This window comes from Microbacterium flavescens, assembly GCF_018588945.1.
In the GTDB taxonomy this organism is placed as follows: Bacteria; Actinomycetota; Actinomycetes; order Actinomycetales; family Microbacteriaceae; genus Microbacterium; species Microbacterium flavescens.
The window spans coordinates 293311-316845 of sequence record NZ_JAFIWA010000003.1; the positions used below are offsets into that span (position 1 = coordinate 293311).

22 protein-coding genes and 4 tRNA genes are annotated in these 23535 nt (G+C 69.0%); 20 read left to right on the top strand and 6 right to left on the bottom strand.

Annotated features, from left to right (window positions below; all coding sequences use genetic code 11):
* Positions 1–109 precede the first annotated feature (109 nt).
* The 3 genes from zapE to JX005_RS08300 all read left to right on the top strand — a co-directional run bounded on the left by zapE (position 110) and on the right by JX005_RS08300 (position 3155).
* A complete protein-coding gene (gene zapE / locus JX005_RS08290; RefSeq protein ID WP_214467014.1) occupies positions 110–1138 on the top strand; it encodes a cell division protein ZapE in 1029 nt (342 codons plus the stop codon).
* 178 nt (positions 1139–1316) lie between these two features.
* Complete coding sequence (locus JX005_RS08295; RefSeq protein WP_214467015.1) at positions 1317–2558, top strand: ammonium transporter; 1242 nt, start codon at positions 1317–1319, stop codon at positions 2556–2558.
* Between the two features lie 69 nt (positions 2559–2627).
* Entirely contained in the window at positions 2628–3155 is a 528-nt protein-coding gene (locus JX005_RS08300) for a type II toxin-antitoxin system PemK/MazF family toxin (RefSeq protein ID WP_214467016.1), read from the top strand.
* 87 nt (positions 3156–3242) lie between these two features.
* On the opposite strand, the gene JX005_RS08305 is transcribed toward JX005_RS08300, so the two are convergent.
* Both JX005_RS08305 and JX005_RS08310 read right to left on the bottom strand, forming a co-directional pair.
* Positions 3243–5480 carry a glycoside hydrolase family 43 protein gene (locus JX005_RS08305; protein WP_214467017.1) on the bottom strand — a complete coding sequence of 746 codons (2238 nt, stop codon included), beginning with the start codon at positions 5478–5480 and terminating at the stop codon, positions 3243–3245.
* 135 nt (positions 5481–5615) lie between these two features.
* Positions 5616–5688, bottom strand: a tRNA-Val gene (locus JX005_RS08310).
* Positions 5689–5843: 155 nt separating this feature from the next.
* Between JX005_RS08310 and JX005_RS08315 the strand changes: the two genes are divergently transcribed.
* The 3 genes from JX005_RS08315 to JX005_RS08325 all read left to right on the top strand — a co-directional run bounded on the left by JX005_RS08315 (position 5844) and on the right by JX005_RS08325 (position 6144).
* Positions 5844–5916 (top strand) — tRNA-Gly (locus tag JX005_RS08315).
* A gap of 56 nt (positions 5917–5972) precedes the next feature.
* Positions 5973–6046, top strand: a tRNA-Cys gene (locus tag JX005_RS08320).
* A 23-nt stretch (positions 6047–6069) separates the two neighbouring features.
* Positions 6070–6144: transfer RNA gene (locus tag JX005_RS08325), tRNA-Val, on the top strand.
* Between the two features lie 46 nt (positions 6145–6190).
* Here the strand turns inward: JX005_RS08325 and JX005_RS08330 are convergent.
* Positions 6191–6403 (bottom strand): KTSC domain-containing protein, encoded by a 213-nt coding sequence (locus tag JX005_RS08330; protein ID WP_214467018.1) that lies wholly within the window; start codon positions 6401–6403, stop codon positions 6191–6193.
* 189 nt (positions 6404–6592) lie between these two features.
* Between JX005_RS08330 and thrS the strand changes: the two genes are divergently transcribed.
* Positions 6593–8584: a threonine--tRNA ligase gene (gene thrS / locus JX005_RS08335; protein ID WP_214467019.1), complete on the top strand. Its 1992-nt coding sequence runs from the start codon at positions 6593–6595 to the stop codon at positions 8582–8584.
* A 65-nt stretch (positions 8585–8649) separates the two neighbouring features.
* Positions 8650–9207: an HIT family protein gene (locus JX005_RS08340; RefSeq protein WP_307858532.1), complete on the top strand. Its 558-nt coding sequence runs from the start codon at positions 8650–8652 to the stop codon at positions 9205–9207.
* Between the two features lie 44 nt (positions 9208–9251).
* On the opposite strand, the gene pdxY is transcribed toward JX005_RS08340, so the two are convergent.
* Positions 9252–10103 (bottom strand): pyridoxal kinase PdxY, encoded by an 852-nt coding sequence (gene pdxY / locus JX005_RS08345; protein ID WP_214467021.1) that lies wholly within the window; start codon positions 10101–10103, stop codon positions 9252–9254.
* Positions 10104–10110: 7 nt separating this feature from the next.
* Complete coding sequence (locus tag JX005_RS08350; RefSeq protein WP_214467022.1) at positions 10111–11454, bottom strand: aminotransferase class I/II-fold pyridoxal phosphate-dependent enzyme; 1344 nt, start codon at positions 11452–11454, stop codon at positions 10111–10113.
* A 117-nt stretch (positions 11455–11571) separates the two neighbouring features.
* Between JX005_RS08350 and pdxS the strand changes: the two genes are divergently transcribed.
* The 12 genes from pdxS to JX005_RS08410 all read left to right on the top strand — a co-directional run bounded on the left by pdxS (position 11572) and on the right by JX005_RS08410 (position 22984).
* Positions 11572–12462: a pyridoxal 5'-phosphate synthase lyase subunit PdxS gene (pdxS, locus tag JX005_RS08355; protein ID WP_214467023.1), complete on the top strand. Its 891-nt coding sequence runs from the start codon at positions 11572–11574 to the stop codon at positions 12460–12462.
* Positions 12463–12475: 13 nt separating this feature from the next.
* Complete coding sequence (gene pdxT / locus JX005_RS08360) at positions 12476–13072, top strand: pyridoxal 5'-phosphate synthase glutaminase subunit PdxT (protein ID WP_214467024.1); 597 nt, start codon at positions 12476–12478, stop codon at positions 13070–13072.
* Between the two features lie 32 nt (positions 13073–13104).
* On the top strand, positions 13105–13626 hold the full coding sequence (locus JX005_RS08365; RefSeq protein WP_214467025.1) for a hypothetical protein: 522 nt from the start codon (positions 13105–13107) through the stop codon (positions 13624–13626).
* 4 nt (positions 13627–13630) lie between these two features.
* The gene (locus JX005_RS08370) at positions 13631–14164 is read left to right on the top strand and encodes a DUF1697 domain-containing protein (protein WP_214467026.1); all 534 of its coding nucleotides are present in this window, start codon (positions 13631–13633) and stop codon (positions 14162–14164) included.
* Between the two features lie 125 nt (positions 14165–14289).
* The gene (locus tag JX005_RS08375) at positions 14290–15048 is read left to right on the top strand and encodes a YebC/PmpR family DNA-binding transcriptional regulator (RefSeq protein ID WP_214467027.1); all 759 of its coding nucleotides are present in this window, start codon (positions 14290–14292) and stop codon (positions 15046–15048) included.
* A 78-nt stretch (positions 15049–15126) separates the two neighbouring features.
* Positions 15127–15690: a crossover junction endodeoxyribonuclease RuvC gene (ruvC, locus tag JX005_RS08380; protein WP_214467164.1), complete on the top strand. Its 564-nt coding sequence runs from the start codon at positions 15127–15129 to the stop codon at positions 15688–15690.
* Between the two features lie 49 nt (positions 15691–15739).
* The gene (ruvA, locus tag JX005_RS08385; protein ID WP_214467028.1) at positions 15740–16360 is read left to right on the top strand and encodes a Holliday junction branch migration protein RuvA; all 621 of its coding nucleotides are present in this window, start codon (positions 15740–15742) and stop codon (positions 16358–16360) included.
* Positions 16353–17381, top strand: a complete 1029-nt coding sequence (gene ruvB / locus JX005_RS08390) for a Holliday junction branch migration DNA helicase RuvB (RefSeq protein ID WP_214467029.1) — start codon at positions 16353–16355, stop codon at positions 17379–17381. Before ruvA ends, ruvB begins: the two co-directional genes overlap by 8 nt.
* Positions 17382–17464: 83 nt before the next feature.
* A complete protein-coding gene (locus JX005_RS08395) occupies positions 17465–17908 on the top strand; it encodes a preprotein translocase subunit YajC (RefSeq protein ID WP_214467030.1) in 444 nt (147 codons plus the stop codon).
* A 40-nt stretch (positions 17909–17948) separates the two neighbouring features.
* On the top strand, positions 17949–19688 hold the full coding sequence (gene secD / locus JX005_RS08400) for a protein translocase subunit SecD (protein WP_214467031.1): 1740 nt from the start codon (positions 17949–17951) through the stop codon (positions 19686–19688).
* On the top strand, positions 19688–20680 hold the full coding sequence (secF, locus tag JX005_RS08405; RefSeq protein ID WP_214467032.1) for a protein translocase subunit SecF: 993 nt from the start codon (positions 19688–19690) through the stop codon (positions 20678–20680). The genes secD and secF overlap by 1 nt, the downstream gene beginning before the upstream one ends.
* Positions 20681–20734: 54 nt before the next feature.
* Positions 20735–22984 (top strand): RelA/SpoT family protein, encoded by a 2250-nt coding sequence (locus tag JX005_RS08410; protein ID WP_214467033.1) that lies wholly within the window; start codon positions 20735–20737, stop codon positions 22982–22984.
* Here the strand turns inward: JX005_RS08410 and JX005_RS08415 are convergent.
* Complete coding sequence (locus tag JX005_RS08415; RefSeq protein WP_214467034.1) at positions 22971–23525, bottom strand: type IV toxin-antitoxin system AbiEi family antitoxin; 555 nt, start codon at positions 23523–23525, stop codon at positions 22971–22973. The two genes, JX005_RS08410 and JX005_RS08415, sit on opposite strands and share 14 nt — an antisense overlap.
* Positions 23526–23535: the final 10 nt, after the last annotated feature.

Consider the following 23535-nt stretch of genomic DNA (forward strand, 5'->3'; position numbering starts at 1 on the left):
GGGTCGGGGCGTGAGAGTGTGACGACTAGGGTTGGAACCGTCCGATGACACCCTAGATTCCCGGGTCCGGACTCACCGCCTTCCCGTAAGACATCGACACAGGACACGCATGACCGCCTCCACCAGCCGCACCGGCATCGTGCACCTCGTGGAGCAGGCGCCGCAGCTCGCGGGCGCCGAGATGGTCGCGGCCCTCGTTCCGCCTCCGCAGTTCGCCGACGCGACCTTCGAGACCTACCGCGCCGACCCGGCTTACCCGTCGCAGCAGGAGGCAAAAGACCACCTGCTCGCCTTCTCGGGTGCGGGCCAGCCGGCCAAGGGCGGCTTCTTCCGCAAGGCCAAGCGTCCGGAGACCCGGCCGGGCGTCTACCTCGACGGCGGGTTCGGCGTCGGCAAGACGCACCTCCTCGCCGCGGTCTATCACGCGCTGCCCGCCCGCCGGAAGTACTTCGGATCGTTCATCGAGTACACCGCGCTCGTCGGCGCGCTCGGCTACAAGAACACCGTCGACCTGTTCCGCGGCGCCGATCTGCTGTGCATCGATGAGTTCGAGCTCGACGATCCCGGCGACACGATGGTCATGACGCGTCTGCTCGGGGAGCTCGTGTCATCCGGGACCCGGCTGGCCGCGACATCCAACACCCCTCCCAACGCCCTCGGCGAGGGGCGCTTCGCGGCACAGGACTTCCTGCGGGAGATCCACGCGATGGCGTCGAGCTTCCAGACGATCCGCATCGACGGCACCGACTACCGGCATCGTGCGGTCGACGGGCACGCGGCGGTCCTGACCCAGCCCCAGTACGAAGCGGCGATCGCGGATGCCTCGGCCTCGGGTCTCGTCTCGGATGACCCCTTCGCCGACCTCGTCTCCCACCTCGCCAAGGTGCATCCGTCGCGGTACATCCGCCTCATCGACGGCCTGACAGCGGTCGGGATGCGCGACGTCGAGCCCTTCACGGACCAGTCGGCCGCCCTGCGGTTCGTCGCCTTCATCGACCGCGTGTACGACGCCGAGCTGCCGATCCGCGCGACGGGCGTCTCACTCGACCTCGTTTTCCCCGAGGAGATGCTCGCGGGCGGCTACCGCAAGAAGTACCTGCGGGCGATCTCACGGCTCGTTGCGTCGACTCTCGCCTGATTCTCTGCCGACTTCGGCCTGTGCGAAACACGATGTTTACGCACACGCCCCTCGCGTAACCAGCGGGAAACACGACTCGCACGCCGGGTGAAACCCACGCTCGCCAGACTGGCGCCAGTGCGAGACGGACCCGTGACGACTCGCACCCCTGTCACCAACCCGATGCGAGGAATCACTCATGGACGCACCCGGCAACATCGCCTGGGCAGTCACAGCGACAGCCCTGGTCCTTTTCATGACGCCCGGCGTGGCGTTCTTCTACGGAGGCCTGGTCAAGGCCAAGAGCGTCGTCAGCATGATGATGATGAGCTTCGGCGCGCTCGGCCTCGTGAGCGTGCTCTGGATCCTCTACGGCGCCAACATGAGCGTCGTCGACGGCACCTGGAGCTTCGCGGGCAACCCCTTCAGCGACTTCGGGCTGGCCAACCTGGCAGCCGGTGACGACGCCAACGTCGGCCTGCTGGGAACCGCCTACGGCGCGACCTTCGCGATCATCACCGTCGCGCTGATCTCGGGCGCGATCGCCGACCGCGCGAAGTTCGGCGCCTGGATGATCTTCGCCGGCCTGTTCGCGACGCTCGTCTACTTCCCCGTGGCCGCCTGGGTCTGGGGCGGTGGCTGGGTGTACAACCTCGGCACGACGCTGTTCGGTGAGGAGAGCGGCGTGGCCGTCATTGACTACGCCGGAGGCACCGCGGTGCACATCAACGCCGGTGCCGCCGCGCTCGCCCTCGCGATCGTCCTCGGAAAGCGCATCGGCTTCCAGAAGGGCATCCTCAAGCCCCACAACGTTCCGCTGACGCTGCTGGGTGCGGCGATCCTGTGGTTCGGCTGGTTCGGCTTCAACGCCGGCGCCGAATGGCTCTCCGAGGACATGGGCGGCGTGGGCCTCATCGCGATCAACACTCTCGGCGCGACCGCGGCCGCCGTCATCGGCTGGATCATCGTGGAGAAGTTCAAGGACGGAAAGCCCACGTCGGTGGGCGCCGCCTCCGGCGCGGTCGCGGGTCTGGTCGCCATCACCCCGGCGTGCGCGAACCTGGCTCCGGGCTGGGCGCTCGTGCTCGGCATCGTGACCGGCGCGGTCTGCGCGCTGGCGGTCGAGCTGAAGTTCAAGTGGGGCTTCGACGACTCGCTCGACGTCGTGGGCATCCACCTCGTCGGTGGTCTCATCGGAACGATCTACCTCGGCTTCTTCGCCACCGAGACCGGCCTGTTCCTCGGCGGCGGGGCCGACCAGCTCGTCGTCCAGGTGATCGCCGCATTCGGGGTGCTGATCTACTCGTTCGTCGTGGCCGCAGTGATCGGATTCGTCATCGAGAAGACGATCGGCTTCCGCGTGAAGAACGAGGACGAGCTCGCCGGCGTCGACACCGTCGTGCACGGCGAAGAGGGATACCTCCTCGACGAGCGCGTCTGACGCATCGATCGAACGAGGGGCGTCGCGGGAATCCGCGGCGCCCCTCGTCGTCGGCGCTAGGGTGACCAGGTGACGCAACCTCGACTGCTCAGCCGTATCGCGCAGCTCTTCCGGCCCACCCGCGCGAGCACCCGCTCCGTGGTCGGTGCCGACGATGAGCCCGGCCGGTCGGGCGACACCGCCACCGTCGAGATCGTCCCTCCGGACGCGAACGCGCTGCGCATCACCTACCTCCCGGACGTGGACGGCGACCCCGATGCCGGGGAGGTGATCTGGACCTGGGTGCCGTACGACGAGCGCGACGGGCGCGGCAAGGACCGGCCGGTGCTCGTGATCGCACGAGAAGACGCGGACTGGGTCTATGCCGTCCGGCTCACGAGCAAGGCGCACGACGGGGACCGCGATTACCTCGCCCTCGGTTCAGGTGCGTGGGACGCTCAGGGCCGGCCATCGTGGGTCGACATCGAGCAGATCTACCGCGTGCACCGGTCGGGCATGCGGCGCGAGGCATCCGTCCTCGAGCCCGACCGGTTCGCGCAGGTCGCCGCAGCGCTCGGGCGCCGCTACGGGTGGCGTTCCGACAGCGCGGCGGTCTAGCCCGCCGCCGAGAGCGGTGCCGACGCGGGACGAGGGGTGCGCCCACGGACGAACCGGTGGCGCACCCCTCGACGCTGTGCGCTGCGCTCAGCCGCAGTCGGCCGATGCGTACTCGACGACCTCCTTCACGCTGACCGTCTCACCGCCGATCGTGGCGGTGCTCGCGATCTCGACCGATCCGTCCGGGATGTCGGCCGCGCGCGTCGTGAAGGCGTGCGAGCGCGACTTCCCCTCGCCGAGCGAAGGCATCGGGCGCGATCCGTACGGAGTGGTCACCGTGGAGGTGACGGGAGCGGACTCGGTGTTGGTCACGGTGACGATCAGCATGACCTTCGAGCCGACGCAGCGGTGATCCACCGACGCGGAGACGAGTCCGCTGCCCTCCACGACAGCCGTCTCGGTGGTCACGTTCCCCGCGTTGTCGGTCGCGCGGACCGTGACGGTCCGATCGACGATGGATGCCGGGAGAACCGAGCTCTCCTCGCATTCCGCCCATTCCCCGTCATCCACCCGGGACTCGCAGGACGCCAGGCCGGAGTTCTCCGCGCCGTTGGCGGGCACCGGATCGGTCGCGGTCACGGTGAGGTCCCAGCCGTCGACCTGCACGTCGACGTCGGGCGCCGTGGTGTCCAGCTTGTACGGCACATCAGTGGTCCACAGCATGACCGCATCACCGCCGAGCGAGGCATCCCGGTACTCCAACTGGGCCCAGTTGGTCCCCTCGACCGCGTTCACCGGCACCGTCATGCCCTGCGTGATCCCGGTGGTGATGGACTCTTCCGCGACCACGCGGGCGCCGCCGTTGTGCCCCTCGATCAGGCGGAGCCATGCCGGCGACAGACCCGTGTCGTTGAAGTCGGTCCAGTCGACCTTGAGGCTCGGCGCTTCGTTCAGCCAGGTGTCATTCTCGACGGCGGCGCCGTCGGAGTCGACGAGGGACGCCTCGACGTGGACGGGGGAGTTGTAGTGCGCCATGACGCCCTCCCACTCCTCGAGCGTGACGGGCAGCACGGAGCCGTGACGCGGGCTGACGGGAAGCGACCAGTACGGCGACGTCTCCGAGGGGGCGTCGCACGTGCTCGAGAGGCCGGTCGTGTTGCACCACGACTGGCCGAGGTACTCCCACTCGTTCGGCGGTGTGTCCATGGAGTCCGCGGTCCACGCGACGTACCCGCCGCCGGACGCGTAGTCGATGAAGACGTACCACTTGTCCTCGACGTTGTCCTTGAAGACGAGCGGACCCTCGAGGTTGCCGCCGGACAGGCCCGGGATCTGCCACTTGCTCGAGCCGTTGGGGTTGCCCACCATGGTCCACGCGTTCGGGTTCTCCGTCAGCGGATTGATCGGGTTGCGGTTCACCACGTGCGGGGTGGTCTCCTCGGCACCCCACGTGTCGTAGAGGTCGTCGAGCGAGTCGATGTACTGGAGAAGGACGCGGAAGCCGTTCTCGTCCTTGGTGAGACGGTAGACGCGGTCATCCGTCGCGATCATCGTCGTGTCGATCATTCCCCAGCCCTGTCGGCCGGTCGATCGATCGAGATTGATCCACGTGGTCGGCTCGCTGAACGTGACGAAATCGGTCGTCGTGGCCACCCGGATGCGGTTGTACGAGATCTGCGAGGTGTTGCGGTTCTCGATGTCGTCGGTCGGGTACAGGTTCGACGCCCAGAAGACGATGTACTGACCGGTCTTCTCGTCGTAGAACGCCTCAGGCGCCCACACGTTGCCGGCGTGGTCGTCCTCGACCTTGATGAAGCGGGGCTCCGACCAGTTCACGAGGTCGTCGGACTCGTAGACCACGAGGTTGCGCGAGCCCTTCGACTGTCGGTAAGACCACGACTGGCCGTCCTGATACGTCTTCAGGTCGGTTGCGAGCAGGAAGAACTTCTCGCCGTCCGCGGAACGGATGAGGGAGGGGTCGCGAAGGCCGGTCTCGCCCCGGGGCGGGGTCACCGTCTGGAGGATCGGCTGGGAGACGGACGTGCCCTCGTCGTAGTTCAGCTCGTACCAGTTGAGAGGGTCGTTCCCCTTGGACGCGCTGATCCAGATCTGCTCGCCGTTCCTGCCGCCGTCGTCGCCGCCATGGAAGGACGCGAAGACGTAGCGCTCGTACTTCTGCTCCTCCTCACCAGCGGCTGCGGGAGCGGCGGCGGACGCGGTCGGGGTCGCGGACTCGGCCGGGACCTCGGGGAGCTGAGCCATCGCCGGCGAGGCTGCCAGCATGGCCACGCCCAAGGCGCCCGTCGTCGCGAGCGACAGGATCCGGGCTGCGGTGCGCCGCCTCGGCTTTCGGTGCGGCGAGGCGGGAGATGGAATGTTCGGCATCGGTGCCCTCTTTTCCGGATGGTGCAGGAGATTCGGGCGCCAGGCTAACGCGTTACCGCTCACATTCGCTAGGGCGGTGAGAGGATCCTCACGCTCGGAGACGACGAAACCCCCGCCGCGGCGGGGGTCTGACTGTGGGCGATACCAGACTCGAACTGATGACCTCTTCCGTGTGAAGGAAGCGCGCTACCAACTGCGCCAATCGCCCGTGGCCCTGGGGGCCGAGACTCGATACTACCGGATGCGGGAGGGTGCCTCAGACGCCGATCGGATGACACGCGCGGGCCACGCTCGGTTTTGCACTCCGCCGTTCGTGGGATAAAGTCGTTCAAGTGCCCGGGGTGCGAATCCCGGGAGCGAAATGCGGATGTAGCGCAGTTGGTAGCGCATCACCTTGCCAAGGTGAGGGTCGCGAGTTCGAGTCTCGTCATCCGCTCGAGTGCAGGGATTTCCTTTCGAGGGAGTCACGGCACGTGGGGTCAAACCACACGCGGTGGCGTGGCCGAGCGGCTAGGCACCGGCCTGCAAAGCCGTTTACACGGGTTCGAATCCCGTCGCCACCTCCACTCGAATTGAATAGCCTGTACAGGCGCGATTGGCGCAGCGGTAGCGCGCTTCCCTGACACGGAAGAGGTCACTGGTTCGATCCCAGTATCGCGCACCACTGAAAACCCCCGGAGTTCCGGGGGTTTTTGCTTTTTCCCGCAGTCTCAGCGCTTCTGGCGATCGGGGTACTTCTGGCGGATGCGCGACTGGAAGAAGCGCCCGGGGCTCTCGGCGGCGAGCAGACCGTCGTGCACCGAGGGAGGAACGGCGAAGTACTCGTAGACATCGCCGGAAGTGAACTCGATCTCGAGGATGGCCATGGCGGGGTCGTAGCCGACCGACGCGATCGCCCGGGACTCGATGCTCCGCCGCCTCATGCTGCCGAGCGTACGCGCGGGTCGCGCGGGTCGTCTGGATAGACTCGACGCATGGAACTCGTCGTGTCGACGCACGTGGCCGGGGCTGTGACAGCCGGCACGCGAACGCTCGGCGCCTGAGCGGGCAGGACGCGTGGTGCGTCCGAAGCTGAGTAGCCTTGATCCGAGCCACCTCCAGGAGAGTTTCCCGTGACTGACGTGTCATACCCCGCCGACGGCTTCGCCCTCTTCCCCGACCGCTCTGTGGTCGCCCTCCGCGTGAACGGCGAGCTCAAAGACCTCGCCACGCGTGTCGAGGATTCCGATGAGGTCGAGCCCGTCACCATCGACAGCCCCGACGGGCTGAACATCCTGCGGCACTCCGCAGCGCATGTCCTCGCCCAGGCCGTCCAGCGCATCAACCCGCAGGCCAACCTCGGCATCGGGCCGCCGATCACCGACGGCTTCTACTACGACTTCGGGGTCGAGCATCCGTTCACCCCCGAAGATGTGAAGGCCATCGACAAGGAGATGCAGCGCATCATCCGTGAAGGCCAGCGCTTCGTGCGCCGGGTGGTGACGGACGAAGAAGCCCGCGTGGAGCTGGTCGACGAGCCGTTCAAGCTCGAGCTGATCGGACTCAAGGGCGGGTCGAAGGAAGCCGCCGAGGGCGCCTCTGTCGAGGTCGGCGCCGGCGAGCTGACGATCTACGACAACGTCGACCGCGACGGCCAGACCGTCTGGAAGGACCTCTGCCGCGGCCCTCACCTGCCGAACACCCGCATGATCGGCAACGGCTGGGCGCTCCAGCGAGTCGCCGGCGCGTACTGGCGGGGGAGCGAGAAGAACCCGCAGCTGCAGCGCATCTACGGCACCGCGTGGCCGACGAAGGACGAGCTGCGCGCCTACCAGCAGCGCCTCGAGGAGGCCGCCAAGCGCGACCACCGCAAGCTCGGCAAGGAGCTCGACCTGTTCTCGTTCCCGGACGAGATCGGCTCGGGTCTGTCGGTGTGGCACCCGCGCGGCGGCGTCGTCCGCGGCGAGATGGAGCAGCACGCCCGCCGACGCCACATCGAGGGCGGGTACACCTACGTGTACACGCCGCACATCTCCAAGCAGGACCTCTTCCTGCAGTCGAACCACCTCGTCACCTACAAGGAGGGGATGTTCCCGCCCATCCACCTCGACGAGGAGCGCGACGAGCACGGCGAGGTCACCAAGGCCGGGGTCGACTACTACCTCAAGCCGATGAACTGCCCGATGCACATCCTGATCTTCAAGGAGCGTGCGCGCAGCTACCGCGACCTGCCGATGCGTCTGGCCGAGAACGGCACGGTGTACCGCAACGAGCTGTCCGGCGCCCTGCACGGACTCACCCGCGTGCGCGGCTTCACCCAGGACGACTCGCACCTCTTCGTCACCCCGGAGCAGCTCGAGCAGGAGACGACCCGCGTCCTCGACTTCGTCATCTCGATGCTGCGCGACTTCGGCCTGGAGGAGTTCGAGCTTGAGCTCTCCATGCGCGACGACGAGAAGGACAAGTGGATCGGCTCGGACGAGTTCTGGGAGTACTCGACCAACGCGCTGCGCAACGTCGCCCTGGCGAGCGGGCTCAAGCTCACCGAGGTGCCCGGCGAGGCGGCGTTCTACGGCCCGAAGATCGATCTGAAGACCCGTGACGCGATCGGCCGCGTGTGGCAGCTGTCGACCGTCCAGGTCGATCCGAACCTGCCCGAGCGGTTCGAGCTCGAATACACCGACCGCGACGGCCAGAAGAAGCGGCCGATCATGATCCACCGTGCGCTCTTCGGCTCGATCGAGCGCTTCTTCGCGATCCTGCTGGAGCACTACGCCGGCGCCTTCCCGGTGTGGCTGTCCCCGGTGCAGGTCGTGGGCATCCCGGTCGCCGACGACTTCGCCGACTACCTCGGCGAGGTCATCGCGCTGCTGAAGGGCGAGGGCGTGCGCGCCGAGCTCGACCACAGCGACGACCGCATGCAGAAGAAGATCCGCACGCACACCACGCAGAAGGTGCCGCTCATGCTGATCGCCGGAGCACAGGACCAGGCCGCCGGCACGGTCTCGTTCCGCTTCCGCGACGGCTCTCAGGAGAACGGCGTGCCCATCGGCGACGCCGTCCGCCGCGTGCGGGAAGCGATCGCGACCCACGCCCTCGTGAACGGCGCTGAGGACTTCGCGTGAGCGACGCCCCGCTTGCGGGAAGTCGCGACAGCGAAGTCTCGGTTCCTGAGCCTGTCGAAGGGCTCGTGAGCGACGCCCCCCAGGAGGCGGACGCCGCGCTCATCGACGCGGCGACGCTCCCGGGCGTGCCCGACGGGTTCCAGCGGCTGTGGACCCCGCACCGCATGGCCTACATCAAGGCCGGACCCGACCCGCTCCGGGCCGCATGCCCGTTCTGCGAGGCGCCGCACAAGTCCGATGAGGACGGCCTCATCGTGGCGCGCGGCCGCACGGCTTACGCGCTGCTGAATCTGTTCCCGTACAACTCGGGCCACCTGCTGGTCTGCCCGTATCGCCACATCGCCACCTACGACCAGGCAACCGATGAGGAGATCGCCGAGATCGGCGCGCTGACCCAGCAGGCGATGCGCGTGCTGCGGTCCGTCTCACACTGCGACGGCTTCAACATCGGCATGAATCAGGGCAGCGTGGCGGGCGCCGGCGTCGACGAGCACCTCCACCAGCACGTCGTGCCGCGGTGGGCGTCCGACGCCAACTTCTTCCCGATCATCGCCCGCACGAAGGCGCTGCCGCAGCTTCTCGGCGACGTGCGCCGCACCGTCGCCGAGGCCTGGCACGACTGAGAACGAGTGAAGCGGATGCCTCGGCCGAGGCATCCGCTCATCTCTCACGCCACTCGGGTGACGTCGAACTGCATCCGCGGGTGCGCGTACGCCTCCTGCGACTCGACGAGCTGGAGCTCGCGCTCACCCGACGTGTGCGTGCGCTCGAGCAGGTCAAACACGCTCGACGTGGTGCGCGCGAGCGCGTAGCCGAGGTCGCCGGTGCCGCGGTAATGCGCCGTGAAGAGCGCCGCGGTCACGTCGCCCGAGCCGTTGGTCTTCATCGGGATGTGCGGGGTGCGCACGATCCAGGCGCCGGAGTCGTCTACGGCGAGCATCTCGATGGTGTCCTCCGGCGCGTCAGGGCGCTCGACGCTCGTGACCAGCACGGTGCGGGGCCCCGTGGCCCGGATCAGCTCGACGGAGGCGAGGGTCGAGTCCAGGGTGTCGGGCTGGGTGTCGGTGAGGAAGCCCAGCTCGAACTGGTTGGGCGTGATGATGTCGGCAGCCGGCACGACGCGATCGCGCAGCAGGATCGGGATGGCCGGGGCTACGAAGCAGCCCGACTTGGCATTGCCCATCACGGGATCGCACGAGTACACCGCCGACGGGTTGGCCTGCTTGACGCGCTGCACCGTGTCGAGGATGACGTCGGCGATGCCCTCGCCGCCCTGATAGCCGGACAGCACGACGTCGATGTGCGGGAAGGCGCCGCGCTCCTCGATGCCGAGGATGACCGCGCGCACGTCGTCGGGATCGATGAGCGGCCCGCGCCAGGCGCCGTAGCCGGTGTGGTTGGAGAAGTTCACCGTGTAGACGGGGAGGACCTCGACGCCGATGCGCTGGAGCGGGAAGACGGCGGCCGAGTTGCCCACGTGGCCGTAGGCGACGGCCGACTGGATCGAGAGGATCTTCACCGCTCGATCATCCCACCTCGGCCAGGACGGGTCGTCCGCGAGCGGCGCGGACCGATGCCGCGAGGTCTGCGGCGAGCTTCTCGGCGTCGTCGTCGTCGAGATCGTGGACCGTCAGTCGCAGCCGCCGAGACGGAGTTCCGACGGCGAGGACGAACTCGTCGCCCGTGCGCGCGAGCCAGCCGCGGCGCATCAGCTGCTCCGACACCGATCGGGCGGGGGCCGGGAGTGCGACCCAGAGGTTGAGGCCGTCGCCGGCTTCGGCGGCGAGCCCGTGCGCGGCCAGTCGCTCGGCGAATGCGGCGTTCCGTTCGGCGTAGTGCACGCCCGCGCTCTCGATGGCGGACGCCGTGGCGGTGTCGCTCACCAGCGCGTGCACCAGCCGCTGGAGGAGGTGGCTGACCCACGTGGTGCCGGGCGTCAGGCGCATCGCGAGCCTGTCGGCGGTCTCGGGATCGGATGCCGTCACGGCGAGGCACATGTCGGGCCCGAGGAACTTCGAGACGGAGCGCACGAGCGCCCACCGCCGGTGCCCCGGTCCGATGAGCGAGTGGTACGGGCGGCGCGAGAGCATCGAGAAGTGGTCGTCCTCGATCACCAGCACGTAGGGGTGGTTCCGCAGCAGCGCGCGCAGCTCGGCCGCTCGGCGCTCCGACAGGCTCGCGCCCGTCGGGTTCTGCGCGCGCGGAGTGCACACGACCGCGCGGACGCCGTCTTCCAGCGCACGGCGGAGCCCGTCCACGGTCATGCCCTCGTCGTCGACGGGCACGGGGACGGGCCGGTAGCCGCCGAGTCGCACGGTGTGGATGCTGGCGAGGAAGCAGGGGTCCTCGAGGGCGACGGCGTCGTCGCGGGTGAGCGCCTGCGCCAGGAGCCGCTCGACGGCGTCGGCGGCCCCGCTGGTGATGGTGAGGCGAGCGGATGCCGCGACCTCCAGCCCCTCGGTCATCCACCGCTGCGCCCAGGCCTCGAGGTCGGGATCGATGACGGGCTCGCCGTACAGCACCGGCCGGCCGGCCGCCCGGGCGAGCGCCTGCTCTATCGGGGGGATCAGGTCGGGATCGGGATTGCCGGTGCCGACGTCGCGCAGCACGCTGTCGGCGGCGAAGCCCTCCTGGGCGACGGCCGAGTGGTCGGCGACGTGCGTTCCGCCGCGCCCCCGGGTCACGATGACGCCCGCCTGGGTCAGCTGCCGATAGGCGGCGACCGCGGTGTTGCGATTGACGCCGAGTTCGTCGGCCAGCGCGCGCACCGAGGGGAGCGGGTCGCCGGGTCGCAGCATCCCGCGCTCGATGAGGGAGCGCAGACTGTCGGCGATCTCCGATGCGGATCGGCCGCTGATCTCGAGGTCCATGGCACCGCCTTTCGCGGTCCGAGTCTAGGTCGCGGTACATGATATCTTTTGGCCTAGGTCAAACCCGATCCACACTCGCGTCGCGCCTTGTCGCGCGACCTTCCGAAGGGAATCGCTGTGAGCACTGTCGACACCGGCACCGGACGCGTCAAGCGCGGACTCGCCGAGATGCTCAAGGGCGGCGTCATCATGGACGTCGTCACGGTCGAGCAGGCGAAGATCGCCGAAGACGCCGGCGCCGTCGCCGTGATGGCGCTCGAGCGCGTCCCCGCGGACATCCGGGCCCAGGGCGGCGTCTCGCGCATGAGCGACCCCGACATGATCGACGGCATCATCGACGCGGTGTCGATCCCCGTCATGGCGAAGGCGCGCATCGGCCACTTCGTCGAGGCACAGGTGCTGCAGGAGCTCGGCGTCGACTACATCGACGAGTCGGAGGTGCTGTCGCCGGCGGACTACGTCAACCACATCGACAAGTGGGGCTTCACCGTCCCGTTCGTGTGCGGGGCGACGAACCTCGGCGAGGCGCTTCGCCGCATCACCGAGGGTGCGGCGATGATCCGCTCGAAGGGTGAGGCCGGCACCGGCGACGTCTCGGAGGCCACGAAGCACATCCGCACCATCTCGGGCGAGATCAATCGGCTCCGGTCGCTGACGAAGGACGAGCTCTACGTCGCGGCGAAGGAGCTCCAGGCGCCCTACGACCTCGTGGCAGAGGTCGCCGAGACCGGCAAGCTTCCCGTGGTGCTCTTCGTGGCCGGCGGCGTCGCGACTCCGGCAGACGCGGCGATGATGATGCAGCTGGGCGCCGACGGCGTCTTCGTCGGCTCGGGCATCTTCAAGTCGGGCAATCCCGCGCAGCGCGCGGCGGCGATCGTGAAGGCGACGACGTTCTACGACGACGCCAAGGTCGTCGCCGACGTGTCGCGCGGCCTCGGCGAGGCGATGGTCGGGATCAACGTCTCCGACCTCCCTGCTCCGCACCGCCTCGCCGAGCGCGGCTGGTGACCGGCTCCGCCTCATGACGCGGTCGCGTCCCCACGTCGGCGTCCTCGCCCTGCAGGGCGACGTCCGAGAGCACGCACGCGTGCTCTCGGGGCTCGGCGCCGACGTGGTGCCGGTGCGACGGCCGGAGGAGCTCGCCGCCGTCGACGGCCTGGTCATCCCGGGCGGCGAATCCAGCGTGATCGACAAGCTCTCGCGCGCCTTCGGAATGCGAGAGCCCGTGCGTGACGCGATCGCGGGAGGACTTCCGGTGTACGGGACGTGCGCCGGCATGATCCTCCTGGCCGACCGCATCACCGACGGAATCGCGGGCCAGCAGACGTTCGGCGGACTCGCCGTGACCGTCCGGCGCAATGCGTTCGGGAGCCAGGTGGACTCGTTCGAGACCGATCTGGCTGTTCCGATCCTCGGCGACGAGCCCGTCCACGCGGTCTTCATCCGGGCGCCGCTCGTCGAGGAGGCGGGTGCGGACGTGGAGCGGCTCGCTCAGCTCGACGACGGCCGGATCGTCGCGGTGCGGCAAGGCAACCTGCTCGCGACCGCGTTCCACCCCGAGGTGACCGGCGAGCACCGATTCCACCGGCTGTTCCTCGACACCGTGCGTTCCGCCTGACCGGCTGTGCGGGCTCGGGTTAGATTTCCAGCATGACGATCAACGACTGGTGGCGCGAGCGTCCCGAGGAGCGCTACTGGATGATCGCCCCGTCGCGGGGGATCGTGGGCGACGCACTGTCCGCGCCCAAGTCGGGGGACGATCGCCGGTTCGAATGGTCGCACGAGCTCGTGGGATTCACCCAGCCCGGCGACACGCTGTTCGTCTGGGACCGCACGCTTCCGGTTCCCGGGATCGCCGCATGGGGCCGTGTCCTCGGTCCTCTCGGCGAGGAGACGCGGTCTCGTCGCGGCGACGACCTGCCGCACTGGCGCATGCCCGTGAGCGACACGCTGCGGCTGGCCAGCCCGATCACGCTCGCGGGGCTTCGCCGCATCGGGGGAGAGATCGTCGCCGTGCGCGATGCGGTCGAGGCGCTCACCGACGGTCCCGTCTACTTCCCGTTCATCGGCTCTCCCCAGACGCTCGCGCCGGCGCCTGCCTACCTCACGAAGGTCCCGCGCGACCTCGTCGCCCTGCTGTCGTCGCGCTTCGGCTTCGAGTTCGCCCTCTGATCCGATGACGACCTGGGTGGCGCTCCTGCGCGGGGTGAATGTCGGGGGCATCACGATCCGCAATGCCGACCTGAAAGACGTGTTCGCCGAGCTGGGGTTCGACGCCGTGCGCACGGTGCTCGCGAGCGGCAACGTGGTGTTCGAGGCCGGGGACGCGGCATCCGCTCGTCCGAAGCTCAAGAGCGCGATCGAGAAGGCGCTCGGCGACCGATTCGGCTACGACGCCTGGATCGTGCTCGTCACGGCGCGGGAGCTCGCGACGGCCGCCGACGCCTTCCCGTTCGACGACACGGACGCGTCGCGGCAGCCCTGGGTGATCTTCTGCGTCGACGACGCGACGCGCGACGAGCTGGTCAGCGGCGCGACCGAGCTGGATCCGTCGGCGGACCCTGTCGCGCCGGGGCCGGGCGTCGTCTACTGGAATCCGGTCAAGGGGACGACCGTCGACACCCCGTTCGCGAAGCTGCTCGCCAAGGCCGCCTACAAGCCCCGCACCACGAACCGCAACCTGCGCACGCTCCGCCGGATCCTGGGCTGACCGGCCGATCGCCGCCTCACGCCGCGGGCGGGGCAGGTTTAGAATGGTCAGCCGGTGGCCGGACCCCGATGCGCGGTCGGCCGCGGCCGGGCGGGAGAGCCGCCGTCGAGCTGATCAGGAGAAGTATGTCCGGGCATTCCAAGTGGGCCACGACGAAGCACAAGAAGGCGGTCATCGACGCACGCCGGGCCAAGTCGTGGGCCAAGCTCATCAAGAACATCGAGGTCGCCGCGAAACTGGGCGGTCCCGACCTGCAGGGCAACCCGACACTGTTCGACGCCGTCCTCAAGGCGAAGAAGACGTCGGTCCCCAAGGACAACATCGACCGCGCCATCAAGCGCGGCGCCGGCATCGGCGGCGAGTCGGTCGAGTACCTCTCGATCATGTACGAGGGCTACGGCCCGAACGGCGTCGCCCTCATGATCGAGTGCCTCACCGACAACAAGAACCGTGCGGCGGCGGAGGTGCGCACGGCGCTCACCCGCAACGGCGGCACCCTCGCCGACCCGGGCAGCGTCGCTTACAACTTCACGCGAAAGGGCGTCATCGTCGTCTCCGACGAGGGCACCAGCGAGGACGACGTCATGATGGCCGTCCTCGAGGCCGGCGCCGAAGAGGTCGAATCGCACGCCCAGGGCTTCGAGGTCATCACCGAGGCCACCGATCTGGTCGCGGTCCGCACCGCTCTGCAGGACGCGGGCATCGAGTACGAGTCGGCCGACGTCGAGTTCGTGCCGAACCTCAAGGTCGAGATCGACGCCGACACCGCGCGCAAGATCTTCCGCCTGATCGACGCTCTGGAAGACAGCGACGACGTGCAGAGCGTCTTCACCAACTTCGACCTCAGCCCCGAGGTCCAGGCCGAGCTCGAGAACGACGAGTAGCCCGCGCCCGCGATCATGGCGCGCCTGGATCGGTCGCGCCGACGTCGCGCCTAGCGTGGGGGAGTGACCACTCCTCCCGTGCGCGGCACGCTGCGCGTCCTGGGCATCGACCCCGGGCTGACGCGCTGCGGCGTGGGGGTCGTCGACGTCGCGCCCGACCGCTCCGCACGGCTCGTGCACGTCGGCGTGGTCCGCTCCGATCCCGGCGCGGCCATCGAGCAGCGGCTGGCCCTGATCGCGGCCGGACTGCGCGCGGTGATCGACGAGCACGGACCCCAGGTGGTCGCCGTGGAGCGCGTGTTCGCCCAGCACAACCGCCAGACCGTGATGGGAACGGCTCAGGCGAGCGGCATCGCGCTGCTGGTCGCGGGGGAGCGCGGGCTTCCCGCCGCCACGCACACCCCGTCTGAGGTCAAGGCGGCGGTCACCGGCTACGGGGCCGCCGACAAGCTCCAGGTCCAGACCATGGTCGCGCGCGTGCTGCGGCTCGACGCACTGCCGCAGCCGGCCGACGCGGCCGACGCGCTCGCGCTGGCGCTCTGCCACGCGTGGCGCCGAGGGACCACGTCGGGAGCGGCATCCGGACCCCTCACGCCCGCGCAGCGGGCCTGGGCCGACGCCGAGCGCCTCTCCCGCCGCTGACATGCGTGTCGCTCGAACAAACGTCCGAACGCGCCCGTAGGCTCGGAGAATGATCTCGTCAGTCCGCGGCACCGTGCTGCATATCGAGCAGGATTCGATCGTGGTCGAGGTCGGCGGAGTCGGACTGTCGGTCGCCGTGACGCCGCAGGTGTCGCGTGGCGCACGTCTGGGCGAGCCGATCATGCTGCACACGAACCTGATCGTCCGCGAGGATGCGCTGTCGCTCTTCGGCTTCGAGGAGCGCGACGAGCTGACGGTCTTCACCCAGCTTCTCGGAGTCACCGGCGTCGGGCCGAAGTCGGCTCTCGGCGTGCTCGCGACGCTCACCGTCCCGCAGATCGCCGACGCGGTCGGCGCCGACGACGACGCGCCGTTCCGCCGCGTCTCGGGCATCGGTCCCAAGACGGCCAAGCTCATCGTCGTCCAGCTCGCCGGCAAGGTGTTCGCCTCGCACCCGGCGTCGACGAGCAGAGCGGATGCCTCGTCCGCCGTCCCCGCGCAGGTGGTGCAGGCGCTCATCGGCCTCGGCTGGTCGGAGCGCGTCGCCGCGGAGGCGGTCGAGTCCGTCGCCGGCGACGCCGCCCCCAGCGACCGCGCGTCCGTCCCGGCGCTGCTGCGCCTCACGCTGTCGGTCCTCGGCCCCGCGCGGAAGGAGCCGGTCGGTGGATGAGTTTCGCGACGCCGGCGAGCCGATCGACGAGACCGAGCTGGCGATCGAGGGCGCGCTGCGCCCGACATCCCTTGCCGAGTTCGTCGGGCAGCAGAAGGTGCGCGGGCAGCTGCAGCTGCTGCTCGACGCCGCGCGCATCCAGCAGCGCCCGCCCGACCACATCCTGCTGTCCGGCCCGCCCGGCCTCGGCAAGACGACCCTCGCGATGATCGTGGCGCACGAGAGCGCGCGCCCGCTGCGGCTCTCGAGCGGTCCGGCCATCCAGCACGCCGGCGATCTCGCGGCGCTGCTGTCGAGCCTCACCCCGGGCGAGGTGCTGTTCATCGACGAGATCCATCGCATGGCGCGATCCGCCGAAGAGATGCTCTACCTCGCGATGGAGGACTTCCGCATCGACATCATGGTGGGCAAGGGCGCCGGCGCGACCAGCATCCCGCTCGATCTCGCTCCGTTCACGCTCGTCGGCGCGACGACGCGCTCGGGGCTGCTGCCGAACCCGCTGCGCGACCGCTTCGGGTTCACCGCCCACCTCGAGTACTACGAGCCCGAAGAGCTCGAGCGGGTCCTCGAGCGATCGGCGGCCATGCTCGGGGTGTCGGTGCCGCACTCGGCCCGCGCGGAGATCGCCCGGCGCTCCCGCGGAACGCCCCGTATCGCGAACCGCCTGCTGCGACGCGTGCGGGACTACCTGATCGTCTACGGCGATGGCCAGGAGGCCGACACGGCGCTCGTCGACGCGGCGCTCGACCTGTACGACGTGGACTCCATCGGGCTCGACCGGCTCGATCGCGCCGTGCTCGACGCGGTGGTGCGCAGGTTCCGCGGCGGCCCCGTGGGGCTCGGCACGCTGGCGGTCGCCGTCGGCGAGGAGGCGGAGACGATCGAGTCGGTCGTCGAGCCCTACCTGGTGCGGATCGGCTTCATGGGACGAACGCCGCGCGGCCGCGTCGCGACGCCCGAGGCCTACGCGCATCTGGGCGCCCGGCCCGTCGAATCGGTGCTCGGCTTCGATGACCTATAATCACTGGAGGCTTTCGCCTACCCTCCTCCTCGCAGGCAGCGCCGCCCTGGTGCGCGCCTGACCCGAAAGGTCACCTCACCTCCATGAACGAGTTCTTCACCAACTACGGCCTCATCATTCTGCTGGTCGTGCTCCTGGTCTTCATGTTCTGGAGTTCGCGCCGACGGATGGCGAAGCAGAAGCTCGAGCAGGAGGAGCGCGCGCGCAACACCGTGCCCGGTGCCGAGGTGCTGATGCAGGGCGGGCTCTACGGCACGATCGTGTCGTACGACCCCGATAACCTCGACCAGCCCGCGATCGTCGAGATCGCCCCGGGCGTCGACATCAAGGTGCACAGCCAGGCGATCCTCCGGATCGTCGCTCCGACCGTCGAGCAGCAGACCGAGGACGACTTCGTCCCGACGGCGACCGCTCCGGCCGAGGGCGCCGCCGAGCCGGCGCCGCTGCTGAGCGACGACGTCACCGAGACCCCCGCGAAGGCTGACGCCGACCCGGACGCCGAGCCCGGCACCAAGCCCCAGGCCTGACCACCGGCCCCTCGGGGCTGCCTTCCAGAAAGCGGAATCAGTGGCGACTTCCACTCCCGTCCGGCATGCGTGGCGCGCGCTGACCGGCCTCCTCGTCATCACGGCGCTCCTCGCCGCGATCAACGCCCTCGGCGTCTACGTCTTCCAGGAGAGCTCCTGGACGCCTGAGCTCGCGCTCGACCTCCAGGGCGGCACGCAGATCGTGCTGGAGGCGCAGACCGAGGACGGCGCCGCTCCGTCCGAAGAGCAGATGAACCAGGCGGTCACGATCATCCGCCAGCGCGTCGACGCCTCGGGCGTCGGCGAGGCCGACGTCACGACCCAGGCCGGCAACCAGATCGTCGTCCAGATCCCCGGTCAGGCAGACGAGGAGACGCGCAACCGCATCGAGGCCTCGGCGCAGCTGCAGCTGCGTGCGGTGCTGTACACCGGCTCACCGGTGACGTCCTTCGTGGGCGAGGACGGCAAGGAGACGCCGTTCCCGACTCCCGACCCGACGCTCGAGGCCACGCCGACCGCTGAGCCGACCGACGGCAGCGACATGGCCTGGATCACACCCAAGCTTCAGGCGGAGTTCCTGGCGTACGACTGCGCCAACCCGTCGAACGAGCCGGCTGAGGCACCGGCCGACCAGCCGCTCATCACCTGCGACCCCGACGGCACGGCCAAGTACATCCTCGGCCCGGTCGAGCTCGACGGCTCGTCGATCGACGACGCCACGTTCGGTCTGCAGCAGCAGAACGGCCTGTGGGCGGTCAACCTGCGCTTCGACGAAGAGGGCACGCGCATCTTCGGCGAGATCAGCCAGCGCCTCTACGGCGCGGAAGCGCCCCTCAACCAGTTCGCGTTCGTGCTCGACGGGTACGTCCTGTCGGCGCCCTCGATGAACGCGGTCATCCTCGGCGGCGACCCGAGCATCACCGGCAGCTTCACCCAGGAGACGTCGAAGATCCTCGCCGACCAGCTCAAGTACGGCGCTCTGCCGCTGAGCTTCACCGTCGAGAGCTCGAACTCGATCTCGGCGACGCTCGGCTCGCAGCAGCTGCAGATCGGCCTGATCGCCGGTCTCATCGGTCTCGCACTCGTCGCGCTCTACTCGCTGATCGTCTACCGGGCGCTCGGGTTCGTGATCATCGCGTCGCTCGCCGTGATGGCCGTGCTGACGTACCTGGCGCTCTGCATCCTCGCGTGGCGCATGGGCTTCCGCCTGTCGCTGGCCGGCGTCGCGGGCCTCATCGTGACCATCGGCTTCACCGCAGACTCGTTCATCGTCTACTTCGAACGCATCAGAGACGAGCTGCGCGACGGGAAGTCGATCACCAGCGCGGTCGAGGACGGCTGGGACCGCGCCAAGCGCACGATCTACATCTCGAAATCGATCAACATCCTGGCCGCCGTCGTGCTCTACATCCTGGCCGACGCCACGGTGAAGGGCTTCGCGTTCACGCTCGGACTCACGACCGCGATCGACGTCCTCATCTTCATCCTGTTCACGCACCCGGTGATGCAGCTGCTCGCACGCACGAGGTTCTTCGGCAGCGGGCATCCGCTCTCGGGGCTCGACCCGACCGCACTCGGCGCCGTGTACCGCGGCCGCGCGCAGTTCCGCGAGCCGGTCGCCGCGACCTCCACGACGACCGCCGGCCGGCGCGCCGTGAAGTCCCGTGGTGAGGCAGTCCGCCGGCAGACGATCGCCGAGCGCAAGCAGGCCGAACTCGCGGCGGCCACGTCGTCCGACAAGTCGAAACCCGGCACGACCGCCAAGGAGGGAGACGACTGATGCGCTCCATGAGCCAATTCGGCAACGACCTCTACACCGGCAAGACCTCGCTGCCCTTCATCGGGCGCCGTCGCCTGTGGTTCCTCATCGCGGCGATCCTCGTGATCGGGGCGGCGCTGGTGCCGCTCTTCCGCCCGATGCAGTTCTCGATCGAGTTCACCGGCGGATCCCAGTTCACCGTGAGCGGCGTGAGCACGCCGGTCGACCAGTCGCTTGCGACGGAGGCCGTCCAGAGCGTGGTCCCGGATGCCACCACCAAGGTCGTCACCATCGGCGAGGACGCCGTGCGCGTTCAGACCGACCAGCTCGAGGATGCCGAGAGCCGCGAGGTCGCGACCGCGCTGGCCGAGGCGTACGAGGTGCCCGCCAGCGAGGTGAGCGCCTCGTTCATCGGTCCCAGCTGGGGAGCCGACGTCACGCGGCAGTCGCTGTGGGGTCTGGCGATCTTCCTCGCACTGACCTTCCTGATCCTCGCGCTCTACTTCCGCACGTGGAAGATGTCGGTCTCGGCGATCATCGGCCTCGTGGACGTCCTGATCATCACCGTCGGCGTGTACGCGCTGTTCGGGTTCGAGATCTCTCCCGCGGCGGTGATCGGATTCCTCACGATCCTGTCCTACGCGCTGTACGACACCACGGTCGTGTTCGACAAGATCCGCGAGAACACCAGCGAGGACGGGGAGGTGTCGGGCCGTACGTTCGGCGAGTCCGTGAACCTCGCGGTGAACCAGACGCTCGTGCGCTCGATCAACACGACGGTCGTGGCCGTGCTGCCGACCGGAGCGATCCTGTTCATCGGCGCGCTGTGGATGGGTGCCCAGACGCTCACCGACCTCTCGCTGTCGATCTTCGTCGGAACGATCGTGGCCGCGTACTCGACGATCTTCGTCGCCGCTCCGCTGTACTCGCTGCTGCGGGAGGGCGAGCCCGCGATCAAGACGCGTGACGAGCGCATCATGGCCGCGCGCGAGCTGGCGGGCGTCCCGGCCTGAGGCGCGACGACGCGGGCGTAGGATTGTGAGGTCCAGCGGAGGGGAGGGGATCGGATGACCGAGACCGTCCCTCCCGCCCAGACCTCGTCCCTGCGCCGCCTCGTTCCGCGCATCTTCTCCCGCTCGGCGCGGCGGGACGACGTCGAGCAGCTTCTGCGGACGGTGCGCACGCACCACCCCAAGGGCGACCTGTCGATCATCGAGCGGGCGTATGCCGTCGCCGACAAGGCCCACAGCGGTCAGACCCGTCAGAGCGGCGAGCCGTACATCACCCACCCGCTGGCGGTGGCCCAGATCCTTGCCGATCTCGGGCTGGGCCCCAAGGCGATCGCCGCCGCACTGCTCCACGACACCGTGGAGGACACCGGCTACGCGCTCGACACGCTGACCGCGGAGTTCGGCGATGAGGTCGCGATGCTCGTCGACGGGGTCACGAAGCTCGACAAAGTGAAGTACGGCGAGAGCGCCCAGGCCGAGACGGTCCGCAAGATGATCGTGGCGATGTCGCGCGACATCCGGGTGCTGCTCATCAAGCTCGCCGACCGCCTGCACAACGCGCGCACGTGGGGCTTCGTGCCGCCCGAGAAGGCGCGCAAGAAGGCGACCGAGACACTCGAGATCTACGCTCCGCTGGCCCATCGCCTCGGCATCCAGGCGATCAAGTCAGAACTCGAGGACCTCTCGTTCGCCGTGCTGCATCCCAAGCTGTACGCAGAGATCGAGAGCCTCGTCCGTCAGCGCACCCCGCAGCGCGAGCAGTACGTGCAGAACGTCATCGACTCCGTCGACACCGACCTGCGGGAGCTCCGCATCCGCGGCCGTGTGATGGGGCGTCCGAAGCAGCTGTACTCGGTGTACCAGAAGATGATCGTGCGCGGCCGCGAGTTCGACGACATCTACGACCTCATCGGCATCCGCATCCTCGTGGGCAGCGTGCGCGACTGCTACGCCGTGCTGGGAGCGATCCACGCACGCTGGACGCCGCTTCCCGGCCGCTTCAAGGACTACATCGCCACACCCAAGTTCAACCTCTACCAGTCGCTCCACACGACCGTGATCGGACCGGGCGGGCGCACGGTGGAGATCCAGATCCGCACCAACGAGATGCACCAGCAGGCCGAGTACGGCGTCGCGGCGCACTGGAAGTACAAAGAGCGGATGAACGGCGGCAAGGGCGATCCGAAGGCCCTCGACACTGACATGGCGTGGCTCGCGCACATCTCGGACTGGCAGGCCGAGACCGCCGACCCCGGCGAGTTCCTCGACTCGCTGCGGTTCGAGATCGGCGCGAAAGAGGTCTACGTCTTCACGCCGAAGGGCCGGGTCATCGGGCTCCCCGCGGGTGCGACGCCGGTCGACTTCGGCTATGCCGTCCACACCGAGGTCGGCCATCGCACGATGGGTGCGAAAGTCAACGGGCGCCTGGTGCCCCTCGAGTCGGAGCTCAAGAGCGGTGACGTGGTCGAGGTCTTCACCTCGAAGAACCCGGACGCCGGCCCGAGTCAGGACTGGCTCGGCTTCGTCAAGAGCACGCGTGCGCGCAACAAGATCCGCGGGTGGTTCACCAAGGAGCGGCGCGAGGAGGCCATCGAGCAGGGCAAGGAGGCCATCGCCCGCGCGATGCGCCGGCAGAACCTGCCGCTGCAGCGGCTCATGAGCCAGGACTCCTTCACCGAGGTCGCCCACCAGCTGCGCTACGAGGACGTCTCCGCCCTCTATGCGGCCGTCGGCGAGGGCCACGTCTCCACGCAGTCGGTGATCGAGAAGGTCACCGCGCTGGTGAGTGCGAACGACACGTCGACCGGCCCGATCGAGCTGCCCGGCGTCGGACGCCCGCGGCAGCCGCGCGGAGGCGACTCCGGCGTCCTGGTGCGGGGGGCGCCCGACATCCTGGTCAAGCTCGCGAAGTGCTGCACGCCGGTCCCCGGCGACGAGATCATGGGTTTCGTCACGCGCGGCAGCGGCGTGTCGGTCCACCGGACGGACTGCACGAACGTGAAGTCGCTCATGTCGGATCACGAGCGCCTCATCGACGTGGAGTGGGCGCCGACGACGAAGAGCGTGTTCCTCGTGCAGATCCAGGTCGAGGCGCTCGACCGCTCCGGCCTCCTCAGCGACGTCACGCGGGTGCTGAGCGAGCATCACGTCAACATCCTGTCGGCGTCGGTCTCGACCTCCAGCAACCGGCTGGCTCTCAGCCGCTTCGTGTTCGAGATGGGCGACATCGTCCACCTCGACCGCGTCCTCAACGCCGTGCGCCGGATCGACGCCGTCTACGACGTCTACCGCGTCACGTCGTCGTAGCGCCTTCAGCAGCCGCCAGACCGCGCAGGAGCACGATCGCGGCGCGCTTGTGGGGGAGCGACCCGCCTTCCAGCCGCGCGAGAGCCGCATCGATGAGCTCGCGCCGCCCGACGGCGAGCTGACGGGCGGCACGAACGTGCACGTCGTCTCCGACGCGGCAGAGGTCTTCGAGCGTGCGCACCGGCGAGGTGACCAGAACCCCGCCGATCGTGTCGAGGTCAGCAGGGTCGACGGCGAGATCGCGGTACACGAGACTGCGGCTCGGCACGTGGTGGAGCCTCCGCGGCACGGCGCGCTGAACGGTGTGGGTCGCGGGCGGCTCGGCCAGTGCGCCGTGCACCCATGCCGCCGTCAGGTGCGTGGCGGCCAGGGTGTCGCCGAGGAGCGCGGTCAGCGAGCCCGCACGCAGCGCTCGGGTCTCGATCGCGTCGGCCGGGATGTAGGCGTCGCCCAACTCGACCACGTCGCCGTCGAGGCGGGCCGCCATGAGCTCGGCCAGCGAGAGACGGTCATCGATGAAATAGAGGAACGGCGAGGCCATAGCGGCAGTG